This window comes from Sporolactobacillus vineae DSM 21990 = SL153, assembly GCF_000377985.1.
Lineage (GTDB): Bacteria > Bacillota > Bacilli > Bacillales > Sporolactobacillaceae > Sporolactobacillus > Sporolactobacillus vineae.
Window position 1 is genome coordinate 237,531 of the sequence record NZ_KB899046.1, and the last position, 14,622, is coordinate 252,152.

At 47.2% G+C, this 14,622-nt stretch carries 13 protein-coding genes; 9 read left to right on the top strand and 4 right to left on the bottom strand.

The window, feature by feature from the left end; all coding sequences use genetic code 11:
* Positions 1-40: 40 nt before the first annotated feature.
* The 4 genes from D889_RS0108750 to D889_RS0108770 all read right to left on the bottom strand — a co-directional run bounded on the left by D889_RS0108750 (position 41) and on the right by D889_RS0108770 (position 5,210).
* Positions 41-1,261 (bottom strand): EAL and HDOD domain-containing protein, encoded by a 1,221-nt coding sequence (locus D889_RS0108750; RefSeq protein WP_010630789.1) that lies wholly within the window; start codon positions 1,259-1,261, stop codon positions 41-43.
* 75 nt (positions 1,262-1,336) lie between these two features.
* Positions 1,337-2,521: a pyridoxal phosphate-dependent aminotransferase gene (locus tag D889_RS0108755; RefSeq protein ID WP_010630790.1), complete on the bottom strand. Its 1,185-nt coding sequence runs from the start codon at positions 2,519-2,521 to the stop codon at positions 1,337-1,339.
* A 122-nt stretch (positions 2,522-2,643) separates the two neighbouring features.
* Positions 2,644-4,608, bottom strand: a complete 1,965-nt coding sequence (locus D889_RS0108760; RefSeq protein WP_010630791.1) for a putative bifunctional diguanylate cyclase/phosphodiesterase — start codon at positions 4,606-4,608, stop codon at positions 2,644-2,646.
* A 269-nt stretch (positions 4,609-4,877) separates the two neighbouring features.
* Complete coding sequence (locus tag D889_RS0108770) at positions 4,878-5,210, bottom strand: peptide-methionine (S)-S-oxide reductase (protein WP_238537535.1); 333 nt, start codon at positions 5,208-5,210, stop codon at positions 4,878-4,880.
* Positions 5,211-5,407: 197 nt separating this feature from the next.
* Here D889_RS0108770 and D889_RS0108775 point away from each other — a divergent pair, with 197 nt between their 5' ends.
* The 9 genes from D889_RS0108775 to D889_RS0108815 all read left to right on the top strand — a co-directional run bounded on the left by D889_RS0108775 (position 5,408) and on the right by D889_RS0108815 (position 14,605).
* Positions 5,408-6,244, top strand: coding sequence for an aldo/keto reductase (locus tag D889_RS0108775; protein ID WP_010630793.1), 837 nt, complete (start codon positions 5,408-5,410; stop codon positions 6,242-6,244).
* Between the two features lie 195 nt (positions 6,245-6,439).
* On the top strand, positions 6,440-7,669 hold the full coding sequence (locus D889_RS0108780; RefSeq protein WP_010630794.1) for a magnesium transporter MgtE N-terminal domain-containing protein: 1,230 nt from the start codon (positions 6,440-6,442) through the stop codon (positions 7,667-7,669).
* 30 nt (positions 7,670-7,699) lie between these two features.
* The gene (locus D889_RS0108785) at positions 7,700-8,947 is read left to right on the top strand and encodes an Nramp family divalent metal transporter (RefSeq protein WP_010630795.1); all 1,248 of its coding nucleotides are present in this window, start codon (positions 7,700-7,702) and stop codon (positions 8,945-8,947) included.
* Positions 8,948-9,132: 185 nt separating this feature from the next.
* Positions 9,133-9,564, top strand: coding sequence for a sugar 3,4-ketoisomerase (locus D889_RS0108790; protein ID WP_010630796.1), 432 nt, complete (start codon positions 9,133-9,135; stop codon positions 9,562-9,564).
* Between the two features lie 64 nt (positions 9,565-9,628).
* On the top strand, positions 9,629-10,504 hold the full coding sequence (rfbA, locus tag D889_RS0108795; RefSeq protein ID WP_010630797.1) for a glucose-1-phosphate thymidylyltransferase RfbA: 876 nt from the start codon (positions 9,629-9,631) through the stop codon (positions 10,502-10,504).
* Positions 10,505-10,527: 23 nt separating this feature from the next.
* Entirely contained in the window at positions 10,528-11,544 is a 1,017-nt protein-coding gene (rfbB, locus tag D889_RS0108800; protein WP_010630798.1) for a dTDP-glucose 4,6-dehydratase, read from the top strand.
* Positions 11,545-11,616: 72 nt separating this feature from the next.
* Positions 11,617-12,546 carry a glycosyltransferase gene (locus D889_RS0108805; RefSeq protein ID WP_010630799.1) on the top strand — a complete coding sequence of 310 codons (930 nt, stop codon included), beginning with the start codon at positions 11,617-11,619 and terminating at the stop codon, positions 12,544-12,546.
* A 7-nt stretch (positions 12,547-12,553) separates the two neighbouring features.
* Positions 12,554-13,663, top strand: coding sequence for a DegT/DnrJ/EryC1/StrS family aminotransferase (locus D889_RS0108810; RefSeq protein WP_010630800.1), 1,110 nt, complete (start codon positions 12,554-12,556; stop codon positions 13,661-13,663).
* Between the two features lie 63 nt (positions 13,664-13,726).
* Complete coding sequence (locus tag D889_RS0108815) at positions 13,727-14,605, top strand: beta-1,6-N-acetylglucosaminyltransferase (protein WP_010630801.1); 879 nt, start codon at positions 13,727-13,729, stop codon at positions 14,603-14,605.
* Positions 14,606-14,622 lie beyond the last annotated feature (17 nt).

Sequence of the window (14,622 nt, forward strand, 5' to 3'; positions counted from 1 at the left end):
TGATTCTAGCCTGTTTCCTCTGATCCCGCACCGCTTATTGTCACACCGGGTCTTTCGGAATACTCTTCCGCCATTTCAGTGCCCGCAGGTAAAAAGTCATATACTTCTCCGACAAGATGCTGTTTTCATCCGTATCCTTTTTCAGGGCTTCCCAGTTCGCCTGTTCACAGGCGATGACTGAATCCAGTGCACGCCGGATTGCATTTTCCCTACCAAGCAGGGCCTCCCGGACATTCAAGTCAAGCGGCAGGCCGTCGATGATATGGTCCATCGAATCATTGAGAATGCTGTCAATCGAAGAGAAGATCCCGGCAATGAAGTAGTCGGACTCCTGATCGCCGGAGCCGATCTCGTTGCTCAACAGGGCCATGATCTTGCCGCGAATCATCGACGCTTTGATCAGCTCATTATTCTCGGTGTTTCTGACACTGTTCAGCAGAAACAGATGCATCCACTGAAGAAGCTGATCCGAGCCGATCCGGACCAGTGCCTGCTGCATGGACCGGACCGGATAGCGGCTGCCGAAGTTCACCGTATTCGCCAGCCGCAGAACCTTATAGGACAGACCGAGATCCTTCTCAATCAGGCCGGCCATCTTCTGCACATCAGGCTCTTTCCGTTCAAGTTCCTTAATGATGGTCACTAAACTGACACTCAGCATGCCGATATCTTTTTTATTGATCATCGCCGGTTTGCTAAAAAAATAGCCCTGAAAAAGCTGATAGCCCATTCTCATCGCCAGCTGGTATTGCTGGACGGTTTCTACTTTTTCGGCGAGAAAGATCGTCTTATCACGCAGCGCACGGATCAGTTTCAGCTGGTCCGGGATACGAACTTTTGGAAATTCAATTTTGATAATATCTGCCAGCTCGATCAGTGCCCGATATTCCCGGCTGTTGCTGAGACTGAAGTCGTCCAGGGCAATCGTATACCCGTCCCTTTTCAGCCGGCGGCAGGCCGCGATCACGGCGTCGGTGGCCTGAACACGTTCCAGTATTTCCACCACAATCTTTTTCCGCGGGAGCAGCCGCGGTAATCCGGCGGTCAGGAATTCTCCGGGAAAATTGATAAATCCCCGTTTTCCATCGACCAGTTCGCTGAAATGAGCAACCAGTACCGAATTTGACAGAACCGTTGCTGTTGCTTTCTGATCATCGGTACCTTCGTAATAATTGTGTCTCCCCTGCCGGTACAGCAGTTCATAGCCGCGGAGCTTCATCTCTCTGTCAAAAATCGGCTGGCGCGCGACATAGACGTCCATCCTGTTCATCCTTCCGGCCGGGACCGGCGGCTTTCACTGTTCGGTGTGTTCCCGGTATTTTGCCTCTTTCTCTAATTATCGGTAATCAGCAGCCAATTTTTTAAATGCCGCTATGGACCGCCTGACTTTTTCCGTCGGGATGCAGTAAGCCATCCGGAAATAGCCCGGGCAGCCGAAACTGTCGGCGGGAACAAGAATCAGATCATACTTCAGCGCGTGTTTGCAAAAAGCAGCAGCATCGCTTTCAAGAGCTTTCGGGAACATATAAAATGTCCCGCCGGGTTTGACGATTGAAAAACCGAGTGCTGTAAGCTCTTTATAGAGAATATTCATATTCGTTTCGTAGACCGAAAGATCTGCCGTCATGTCGGCTACTTCCGCTACAGCAAGCTGAATGATCGACGGCGGACAATTGTGTCCGATCCCGCGCGAAATCTGACCGCACATCTGAACGATCAGCGCTGCATCTTCGCAAGCCGGATTTACCGCCACATAACCGATCCGTTCGCCCGGCAGGGACAGCGACTTGCTGAATGAGTAACAGGTGATCGAATGGCGATAGTAACCGGCAACAAACGGCGCATCAACATGGCCGAAGACGATTTCCCGATAAGGTTCGTCGGAAATCAGGTAGATCTCATGGCCGTATTCCTGCTCCTTCTGTTCGAGAAATGCTGCGAGCTTTTCGATTGTATCTTTAGAATAGGCAATACCGGTCGGGTTATTTGGCGTATTGATCAGAACCGCCATGACTTTTGAAGAGAACATCTTTTCGAACTCAGGAAAATTGATCTGAAAACTTTTTGTATCCGGAGGGACAACTTTCAGTATCGCTCCGGTTTTATTGACGTAGGGATTGTATTCAGGAAAATAGGGGGCAAACGTGATCACTTCATCACCGGTTACCGTCACCGCCCGCAGTGCATGGGCTATTGCGCCTGCAGCGCCGGAGGTCATAAAGATGTCGTCCTTTGTATAGTCAAGGCCGAAACGCCGTTTCAAAGAGACGGCAATTTTCTCCCGGACAGATGTGATGCCGAGACTTGGACTGTATCCGTGAACGGCGACCGGATCATCGCTTTTCGCCAGAGCAACGAGCTGATCTGTAAAAGCCTGGGGAACAGGGACAGACGGATTGCCCAGACTGAAGTCAAACACATTTTCATAACCGACTTTCTTCGCCCGCTCGGTGGCATATTCGGACAATTCCCGGATGACCGACTTCTTTCCAAGCATTTTCTTATATTCCTGATTAATCATTTCTGCAGCTTCCTCCTGCCTGTTTTACGATTTACCTGCATGGTTCGGACAACGGCATATCGCTTCACTGACATTATACGCCACGGCCGGAAACTTCGGCAAAATCATCCGGTCACTAATGATCAGCAGCCCGCACGGTTCCGGATAAAAAGAGCCAGCTGCTTCTCATCCATCGGTTTCCCGAGAAGAAATCCCTGAACGCCGTCGCATGAGGACGCCTTCAGCATCGAGAGCTGATTTTCTGTTTCAACCCCTTCCGATATCACCCGGATCGACATGTGATGCATCATCGTCACGATCGAACGGATCAGCCGCGATGCCTCTTCGGGCTGCTTCATCTCTCTGATGAGCTGTCCGCCGATTTTCAGTGTGTCGATCGGCAGCCGGCGCAAATAGTTGAATGTCGAATACCCTTCCCCGAAATGGTCGACGGTCAGGTGTACACCGGCTTCTTTCAGCTCTGCCATGATCGATGCAGCCAGTGCCAGATTGTGGATGAATGCCGATTCCGTCATCTCAAGCTGAATCAGTCCGGGATCCACCTGTTCTTCACGGATAATTTCCGTAACCGAGCCGGCGAACTGCGGACTCCTCATCTGACCGGCCGACACATTCACGGATACAGGATAGTGCGTGCCGCTAATCCTTTCTATTTCTTTAATTTGCCTGCAGACATGCCTTAATACCCATAGACCGATTTCGTCGATCAATCCGGTTTTTTCCGCAGCAGGGATCAGAACATCGGGAAAGATCACCTCGCTCTTACTCATCTGCCAGCGCACCAGTGCCTCAAATCCAAGCAGTGCCCCTGAATCCAGGCCAAACAACGGCTGATAGACGACAAACAGTTCATCGTCGGCTACGGCCCTTGCAAGTGCCGCGTCGATCCGTTGCTCGACACTCATTTGCTCACGCATGGCGTCGTTAAAAAAGCAGATATTATTTTTTCCATTTTCCTTCACCTGATAAAGTGCCCGGTCCGCCGCCCGAAGCAGGCTGACCGCGCTGGACGCATCCTGCGGAAAAAGGGAAACACCGAAACTCGCGCTTGTTCTCAGCTGGTATTCTTCAACACGAAAAACGGTATCAAAAATACTGCTCAGTTTTTCAATATAGTGAAAGACTTCGGACTTGTCCGAAATGCTGCGAATAATCATCGCAAATTCATCGCCGCCGATACGTCCGAGTACATCGCCAGCCGTCAGGCATCCTGAAAACTGGTGTGCAACCCCGGCAAGATAACGGTCACCGACATAATGGCCCATCGTATCGTTGATTTTCTTAAAATTATCCAGATCGATGAACACCACAACAAAGGGCTTTTCTGCCCGAGTGCATTGTCTGTCAAGTTCACGCAAAAACTTCTCGCGGTTCGGAAGATCTGTAAGACTGTCCCGACTGGCAAGCCGGAACAGTGCCTTCTCACTCTCGGTAAGCCGATGATTCGCCAGCTTAAGCCGGCGGTACTGTTTGCGGCTTTCGATAATCTGACTGAAATAGACGGATAATAGGTTGTTGAACAGACGGTGCAGCGCGAGTCCGACAACCAGAATAACCAGAAACAGAGTAAGTTCAACAGTATGCAAGAACAAATCGGACAGTGGTTCTGCCGGTATCAGCCGTACCCAGAGCAGGATCCCGCCGCCGATTGACGTCAGCACCGTATAGAGAAAAAGCGTCAGATCGACGCGCATCAGACCAATAACAAGAATAATCAGCAGAAAAGTGATATTTACAGACTCAACCGCATCAATACCGGAAAACATCTGCATCAGGATGGTCAGAGAAATAAGACCCCCGGTAATATGATTCCGCAGATGCAGATGAAGTCCCGAGCGAACGACAACAAGAATCGCCGCACTGCAGAACAGCATGACTGAGAAGAAGATCAGGGACTGAACAAATGTATAAATCTCCGTTCTGCCTGAAATGCTTGTGACCAGACCGGACAACAGCAGAACCGGAGTAAGAAAATAGGCCGATATGACGGCCTCTTTTTCTTCAACCTCATGGATATCGTTCGACCGACTGATCTGGCGCAGCAGCGCAGGAATGGTTCGCGGCGGCTGCCGCTGATTTTGGCGCATTATATTTGCTTAACCTCCTGTTCCACGATACGGCAATTTTCAGATCAAGAACTTAATGAAAAAATGAGTCTAAAGAACCATTTCATTCTACACTATTATATCGGCATTTTCTTCATAATCTGAACCTTGCCGTGAAAAATTTCCAGTTTATTCTTATTTTTTGGTAAGCGGGCTCCTGGAGCGAAAAATAACATTACCAGCACCCGGCCGTAAAAAAACACCAGCCGGGTCATCAGGCTGGTGCGCCACGCTATGATTTTTCATCATGATTAAATAATCGATGTTGTATTCTGGCTGCCCTGAGCGGCATTCAGATCCGTTGCTGCCAGATCCGTTCCGGAAGCTGCTGTTTTGGGTGGCTGATGTATCAAGAGATGATGCGAGGAACTGCCACAACAAATCGGAAGAAGACACCGGACTGGAATCTGGACTGCCTCTGCGTGACCCGTTTTGCCATGACTGACCTGTTCGTAAGTCGGCGCTTCCGTATTCCCGCCGATATATCCGGACACCACCTGAATGATCCCCGGTTCCTGATCAAACGGCTGCACCATACACCAGAAACACCTGCCGGCAAATGTGGCCTGCTCATACTTTTCCAATCAATCCCCCATTCTTCATCATCAATTTTTTTATATTCTATTCCCGCAATTCGATTGATTTTCTCCTTAATTACTTTGTACCCGCGCATTTGTTTTTTCAAACCATCTGCACCGGAACCTCCGCAAATGAATCCTTATCTCATTAGAAGTAAAATAATCTCAGAAGCATCCTTTTATACGCAACGGGGGGAAACGATATGGAAGACTTTCTGCTAAGCAATGGTGTATCCATGCCCAAAATCGGGCTGGGCGTCTATCAGGTCAAAAAAAGCCAGGAAGATACGATTATTTGGGCGCTGCAGCACGGTTACCGCCGGATTGATACAGCCGCCCTGTATCACAATGAGGCGCTGGTCGCGGACGCTATTAAAAAAAGCGGGTTAAAACGTGAAGACGTGTTCATTACCACAAAACTGTGGAATTCGGATCACGGCCGGGAGAAGACATTAGCTGCTTTTCAGAAGAGTCTTGAACGTCTGGACACAGATTATGTGGACCTCTATCTGATTCACTGGCCATCGGCTCATTATGCCGAAAGCTGGCAAACGATCACAGAACTGTACCATGCCGGCCGCATACGTGCGATCGGCGTGGCCAACTTTGAAAAAGAACATCTGGAAAAACTGGCGCAAAACAGCGACCTGATCCCGATGGTCGACCAGGTTCAGACCAACCCAAATATGCAGCAGCGTGAACTTCATCGCTATCTGACGGATCATCACATTCAGCATGAAGCCTGGGGGCCGTTCGGACACGGCAACCAGAATCTGTTCCGGCAAAAATATTTAGTCGGGCTTGCTGCGAAATACAGTAAAACGACGGCTCAGATCATCCTGCGCTGGAACTTGCAGCGAAATATTGCCGTTATTCCCAAATCCGTTCATCCTGATCGCCTGCAGCAGAATCTGGATGTCTTTAATTTTGCATTAACGGATCAGGAAATGGATGGGATTGCTTCCCTGGACAAAAACAGCCGCCGCTTTGTTGACCCGAACAATAAATTATTCTTATGGCTCTCCTCATTGATTCATTGATCTACTGAGCCATCACGTGAATTTCACTGATCGTCTTTGATACGGTCCGTTGTCGTCGTGATAAAATGAGATTAAACGGCTCATTCCGGCTGGACGTCAAAATTTTTTCAGTGTTTGGGATCTGCTCAACCAGAGAGACGGCACCATGTCCGCCATTTTGCAGGTCACTGCGACGCAAAGGGGGATGAAACCGACATGATATCCAAATTTTATTTCAGCCGCATTCTCGGCAGGCCGGTCTATCAGTCGAAAGTGCATCACATGCTCGGCAGGATCGCCGACTTGTATGTCGATACCGATTATAAACGTCCTAAAGTTGTTGCGATTAAACTGCGCGGCGGTGTCACGCTCGACAGCACAGCCGTTGCCATTGAATTGAACGGTTCAAAATACAATTTCTACTGCCGCCGGCTGCGCGGAAAAGATGTTGCCGGCAAAGAAAACTATTTCTCACTGAAAGAAACCATGCTCGACAAACAGATTATTGATCTGGACGGACGGAAGGTCGTCCGTGTTAATGATTTGCGTTTCGCGGTGGTCTCTGAGGGCCTGTTTCTGATTGCCGTTGATATCGGACTGGAAGGTTTACTGAGAAGGCTTGATGTCGCCAAACCGATGAAAAATGTCTTACAGCTGTTTCACAAAAATCTTCCGGGACAGCTGATCCTTTGGGACGATGTGCAGACTGTGGAATCCGGAGAGAACGTCCTGAAGCTGGCCGCACAGGCGAAAAAAATCTCAATGCTGCATCCTTCCGATGTTGCGGATATTATTGAAGATCTTGATAAAGACAAGCAGATGTCGATGTTTACCGCATTAGATGAAGAAAAGGCGGCAGATGTTCTGGAGGAAATGGAACCTGAATCCCAGGTGACACTGATCGACAATCTTTCCATCACAAAAGCCGCAAACGTTCTTGAGAAGATGCCGTCGGATGAGGTGGCCGACATTTTCGGCATACTTGATCAGGACATTGTCCATAATCTGCTGAAAGTAATGAATAAGGAGACTTCCCGGGAAGTTCAGGAACTGATGGAATACCCGGAGAATACGGTCGGCAGTTTAATGTCCACCGACCTGGTTTCAATCAATGAGCAGATGACCGTGGAAGACTGCCTGGTCAGGCTTCGCCGGGAGAAACCGGAACTGGACACGGTTTATTTCCTTTACGTCGTCAATGCAGCGCACCGGCTGACCGGTATCGTCTCGTTGAGAGACCTCGCCGTCTCCGAACCCACGGTGCGGATCCACGACATGATGAATACAGATTTTCATGTGGTCCGTGATAATGATACTCTGCCCGATCTGATTCAGATCATTTCAAAATATAATCTGCCCGCCGTGGCGGTTGTCGATAAAACAGACAAATTATCCGGAACGGTCATCGCCACCGATGTTCTTTATGACCTGCTGCACAAACACTGATCCGTTCCTGTGATCGAAAGAAGTTGAACCATGGTGCATGGCACAAGAAAGAGATCCTTTAATATTCTGTTCCTTTTCAGCATCCTCGGACCGGGTCTGATCAGTTCGAACGCTGGCAACGATGCCGGCGGTATTTTCACCTATGCCTCCGTCGGCGCCTCGTACGGATACCGGATGATCTGGGGACTGATCTTCATTACGATCAGTCTCGCCGTCGTTCAGGAGATGAATGCCCGGATGGCCATCGTCACCGGCAAGGGACTCGCCAGCATGATTCGGGAAAATTTTGGGGTTAAACTCACTTTTATTGCCATGCTTGTCCTTATGATCGCCAATTTTGGTGTCTCTATCGCCGATTTTGCCGGCATCGCCGTCAGTCTTGAACTCTTCGGCATCAGCAAGTACATTTCTGTTCCCGTGTTCGCTGTTGCGATCTGGTTTCTTGTATCCAAGGGTTCCTACAAGCGCGTTGAGAAAATTTTTCTCCTGTTCACCCTTGTTTTTTTCAGTTACATTATTACCTGCTTTCTTGTCCGTCCCGACTGGGGAACCGTCTTCCGCCAGTCATTGACTCCCGGTCTCGACCTAAACCAGGGTTTCCTGCTGACATTCATCGGGATGATTGGAACAACGATTACGCCTTATATGCAATTTTACCTGCAATCATCGATCGTGGATAAACGGATGAAAATTTCAGAACTTGGCGATGCTCAGCTTGATGCCTGTGTCGGGGCTGTCTGGGGCAATATGATTGCCTTCTTCATTATTGTCTGTACAGCAGCCACTTTATACAAAGCCGGAATAAGTGTCACCTCGGCGCATCAGGCTGCGATGGCGCTTGCCCCGCTCGCCGGACATTTTGCCTCCATCCTCTTCGGAGCCGGACTGCTGGGGGCATCGGTGCTGGCCTGCGCCGTGATCCCGCTCTCCACGTCCTATGCTGTCTGCGAGGCCTTCGGTTTCGAAAGCGGCGTCGACAATCAGGTTAAAGATGCCTCCGTATTCTATGGTATCTATACTCTGATGATTATCCTTGGTGCAGTTGTTGTTCTCATTCCCGGTCTCTCATTGATCAGCCTTACTTTATTCACACAGCAGCTCGCCGGAATGCTGAGTCCGGTCATTCTGATCTTCATGACGCTGCTCGTCAATAATAAACGGATCATGGGGAAATATGTAAATAATTGGCTGCAAAATATTCTTTCTATCGCAACGGTTGCTTTCATTGTCGTGATGACTGTTCTTCTGTTTGTCATTCTCCCTCTGTTTTTCAGATAAACGACCTATTTTCCCTTCATATTGAAAATTTACGTAGAACTAAGACTCCGCCCCCCTGACTTCACTCTTAAGTTCCAGTGCACAAGGCCATACAAATGGGAGTTAATGTACTCATTATGGAAGCCAATGCATATAGAAAAAGTGCAGGTTTTTGCTGCATCGTTTCAAGAATAGGGGGGCCGTAAATGGATCATTATACACTCTTGAACTTTAAGGACTGTGTCTCCAAAGGGGGTCACTTAACGCCCATTGAAGAACAAATTGATGTTCCCTTTCAAATAAAACGCGTTTATTACATTACCGGGGTTGCTCAAGCAGCAGAAAGAGGTTGTCATGCCCATAAAAATCTGCAACAGGTTCTTATCTGCTTAAACGGTTCAATAAGTATAAGGATTAAGGCCCCAAATAAAGAAGAAATCGTAACGCTAAACAACCCATCAGCAGGTCTGTATATAGGACCCCTGGTATGGAGTGAACTGTTTGATTTCACAAAAGGAAGCGTTTTATTGGTTGTCGCTTCGGAACATTATTCGGCCAATGATTATATAGCAGACTATAATCTTTACTTAACTGAAGCGCAGGCCGCATTTCAGGAGCATCAAAATACTGATCCATAAATTGTCATTAAGAAATAACCCCAGTTGCCCGGATAGTTTATTAGAAAAGAAGTGGGGGGTTTATTTGAAAGGCATTGTCATGGCCGGTGGAAACGGTACACGTTTATATCCGATCACGCGCTCGATATCAAAACAATTGCTTCCCGTTTATGATAAACCAATGATCTATTATCCATTATCTGTTTTAATGATTGCCGGAATCCGGGATATACTGATTATTTCGACGCCTGAAGATACACCTCGTTTCAAAGAATTACTCGGTAATGGGGCCAGTCTCGGAATACAGCTGAGCTATAAGATACAACCAAGGCCTGACGGACTGGCTCAGGCTTTTCTCTTAGGGAAGGATTTCATTGGCAACCAAAATGTGGCCTTCATCCTCGGAGATAATATTTTTTACGGCGATGATTTCAAAACGGTGCTTCATCGGGCTGTATCTCAAAAAAAAGGCGCAACGGTCTTCGGTTACAGCGTCAAAGATCCTGAACGATTCGGCGTTATCGGGTTCGATCATCTGGGGCATGTGACCTCAATTGAAGAAAAGCCGGAGCATCCCAAATCGTCCTTTGCGGTAACCGGTCTTTATTTTTATGACAATCAGGTTGTCGATATTGCCAGGGAGCTGAAGCCCTCGCCTCGCGGAGAGCTGGAGATTTCAGCCGTTAACGAAGTCTATCTCAATCAGGGCGAATTACATGTTGAGTTACTAGGGCGAGGATTTGCCTGGCTGGATACAGGCACACATGAATCATTGTTAAGTGCTTCCCTCTTTATCCAGACAATCGAAAATCGACAGGGGCTGCAAATTGCCTGTCTTGAAGAAATTGCTTATCGTATGGGATATATCGATGAAAATAAACTATACCAATTGGCGCAGCCGTTAAGGAAAAATGGGTATGGCCAATACCTGCTCCATCTATTGAAAAATCATGCTGAGTAGTTATGAAACGGGAGGCAGGATTGATGAAACTGCTTGTGACCGGAGGAGCCGGCTTTATTGGGAGCAACTTTATTCGCTATATGATTAAGGCCCACCCAGGCGATACAATCATTAACTTTGATGCACTCACCTATGCCGGAAATCCGGAAAATCTGGAAGACGTTCAAAACAATCCGCATTATCATTTTGTTCACGGCGATATTTGCAACGAGGAATTGCTTTATTTTGTCGTGGATCAGTTTGCGGTGGATACCATTGTTAATTTTGCCGCAGCATCCCATGTTGACCGCAGTATTTACGAACCGGGGCTGTTTATTAAAACGAATGTGCTTGGCACGCAGACTCTGCTTGAAGTGGCAAAAAACAAGCACATAAAAAAATATCTGCAGATTTCCACGGATGAAGTCTATGGTTCATTAGGTTCTGCCGGTTATTTTACTGAGGCTACCCCTCTGGCACCCAATAGTCCCTATGCGGCAAGCAAAGCTTCAGCGGATATGATTGTCCGCTCCTATTTTGAAACGTACGGATTAGACATAAATATCACCCGCTGCGCCAACAACTATGGACCCTGGCACTTCCCTGAAAAATTGATTCCATTGATCATCATCAATGCACTGGAAAATAAAGAACTGCCTGTTTATGGTGACGGGAAGAATATTCGCGACTGGCTCTATGTTGACGATCATTGTGCAGCGATCGACCTTGTGCTTCATCAAGGGAAACCTGGCGAGGTCTTTAATATTGGCAATCATCATGAAATGCGCAATATCGATCTTGTCACACTGATTCTCGATAAATTGAACAAACCGCATCGCCTGATCAACTATGTCTCCGATCGACCGGGGCATGACCGGCGCTACGCGATCGACGCATCAAAGATAAAAGCTGAACTGGGCTGGCAGCCGCAGTATCGCTTTGAAACAGGGATTAACGAAACGATTCAGTGGTATCTGACTCATAAAAAATGGTGGCAAAAAATAAGATCCGGAGCATACAAAAGCTATTACAAACATCAATATGGTTCAGCAATTGAGTGACGGCCAGGCGTTTTAACAATGCCTCAGGTTGCCAGCTGATTCCTAATGTACATTCTGAAAAGGAGCTATGCTATGGATCAGCCGCTCGTGTCTGTCGTCATCCTGACTTATAATCATTTTCACTATCTGGAGCAAGCCATTGATTCCGTTTTAAGCCAGGACTATCCAAAGATCGAGATCATCATCAGCGATGACGGCTCGGAGTATTTCGATAAAACCGCCCTCAATGCCTACCTGGAAGAGCACAGACAAAAGAATATCATCGCATATACGGTGACCCAAAACCCTGAAAATCTGGGTATCGTAAAAAATTCCAATCGCTCCATCAAAAGAAGCCGGGGTACTTATATTGTGCCCCTGGATTGCGACGACTGCTTCTATGATGAAACAGTCATCACCGCTCTCGTTCAGGAATTCCAGAGAACAGGAGCAAACATCATTACCGGCTGCATGGAGATTTATGACAGCAGCTTCAAGAAGTTAAGGAACCGCTCTCCGGACAAAGGCAAAATAAAGTTATTCAAGAGTACCGACAAACTCTTTGAGGAACTGTGCAGGAGAAACTTCATTGCCGGCGCATGTACCTCATTCAGCAGAAAATTATTTGAAACCTACGGCTATCTTGATGAAAGCTACACATTTTTGGATGATTATCCGTTGTATCTTAAATTAGCACGCCTCGGTGAGCGGATTCATTTCCTCAATCGAACGATCATAAAGTACAGACTGGGTGGGATCAGCACCCGCAAAGCTACGAATCCGGTTTTTGAATCAGACATTAACCGGGTCCTGAAACAGGAGATTTTGCCCTATAAGGAAAAAATAAACAAACACTTGTACCGGGAAAAGATGTTCGACTACCGCAGACGAACGGAGAAAAGGCACCGTCTGTTCCTACTTAGTTGGAGATATCCTGACGTAATTGCGGCAAAAGTCATGTCCAGAATAAAGGCTTTCGTTAAAAATCTTATAGAAGGCAAATGGCAGGTTTTCAGGAGATGAATAAGCGATGAAAGTACCTTTTGTTCGTTTCGGACCGATGCATCAGGAAATTCAGAAGGACATTCTTGATACGTTTCATAAACTTTACCAGAAAGACTGGTACATTAATGGTCCGGAGGTGGAAAGTTTCGAACACGAATTTGCCAGCTACTGCGGTGCAAATCACTGTGTCGGCTGCGGTAACGGATTGGATGCGTTGTACCTGATTTTAAGAGGATATGAGATTCACGAAGGTGATGAAGTCATTGTCCCTTCTAATACCTATATCGCCACGGCCCTTGCCGTCTCCTACGCCGGTGCCAGACCCGTCTTCGTTGAACCGGACATCGACACCTTTATGATCAATCCGAAACGCATCGAAGAAAAAATCACTGAGAAAACAAAAGCAATCATCGCAGTTCATTTGTACGGACAAACCGCAGATATGGACAACATTAACCGGATAGCCAAAAAATACGGGTTAAAAGTGATCGAGGATGCTGCTCAGGCACATGGTGCCAGGTACAAAGGTTACCGGGCAGGAAATCTTGGCGATGCTGCCGGCTTCAGTTTTTACCCGAGTAAGAATTTAGGCGCACTTGGGGATGCAGGAGCCGTCGTCACCAATGATCCGGAATTAGCTGCAAAAGTAAAAGCATTAACCAATTATGGCTCCGACCGGAAATACCACAATATTTATCAAGGCATTAATTCCAGACTTGACGAAGTCCAGGCAGGCTTTCTTAGGGTAAAACTGAGGCATTTAGACCGGTTTAACAAACAGAGAAAAACGATTGCCGAAAAATACCTTGCGCAAATCGATCAGGATCAAATCATCAAACCGTCAGTCAGCAATGATTCCGAAGCGGTCTGGCATATTTTCGCTGTTCGAACAAAAAAGAGACAGCATTTCCAGAAATATCTGCAAGAAAACGGAATCGGAACCGTGATTCACTATCCGATCGCCATTCACCTGCAGGAAGCTTATAAAGACCTGAATATGAAAAAAGGTCAGCTGCCGATCGCCGAACAAATCGCCGATGAGGAAATCAGTCTGCCGATTTGGTACGGAATGAGCGATGAAGAAGTAAGCTATGTCGTTGAGAAAGTGAACGTATGGAAACCAGATGATCTTTGAAGGAGTACAGATCAACATTTTTCACACAGCTTAGAAGATTAAAAGAAAGCGGCGTGTTCAAAAATGAAGATTGCCTACCTAGTGATTGCTCACAATAATTTTGACCATTTAAAACGGTTAATCCGGGCGATTCAAACCGAATATACTTACTTTTTTATTCATATTGACCGTAAATCCCCCCTGGTCTCCTTTGATGAATTTTATCATATCCAGGTGATCCCTAAGCACTACGCCATTACCTGGGGCGGATTCAGCATGGTGGAGGCAACCATTGAGTTGTTAAAAACTGCCTTCCATTTTGAACACTTTGATCGGTATGTACTCTTAAGCGGTGCAGACTACCCAATCAAAAGCAATGCTTATATTGAAGAACTCTTCGAGAAAAATCAAACGATTAATTTTATCGAAGCCGAACCGATGCCTACACTGAATAAGACTTTTGACCGCTTGTTTTGTTATCGCCTCGAATGCGATCGGGACGCAACGCTGCAATCATTACCGGTGAGGGCGGTTAACCGAATTGTCCGTCTTTCCGGGTTCAGAAGGGCCTATCCTCAGGAACATCAGGATTACCGGCCATTTGCCGGCAGTCAATGGTGGGCATTCAATGATGCATTCGTTGATTATCTGCTAACCTTTCTGACTGCAAATGCAGCCTGGGTCGCATTCTTCAAGCATACATTCGTCCCGGATGAAATGTTCTTTCAGACGATCATTATGAACTCCCCGTTTGCACAGACGGTCCGGAACACGCTGACCTATGCCGATTGGGAATCCGGCCCCCCCTACCCCTCGTCCATTCAAACCATGCATCTTCGCCTTTTCAAAAACGAATTTATTTATGCCAATCACAAGTTGTCCATTTATTGTTTTGCACGAAAGTTCACTGATCAATCATCAAAAATCCTTGATGAAATCGAAAAAATCAGGGCAGGATTTTGATCGGACCGGGCATCTCA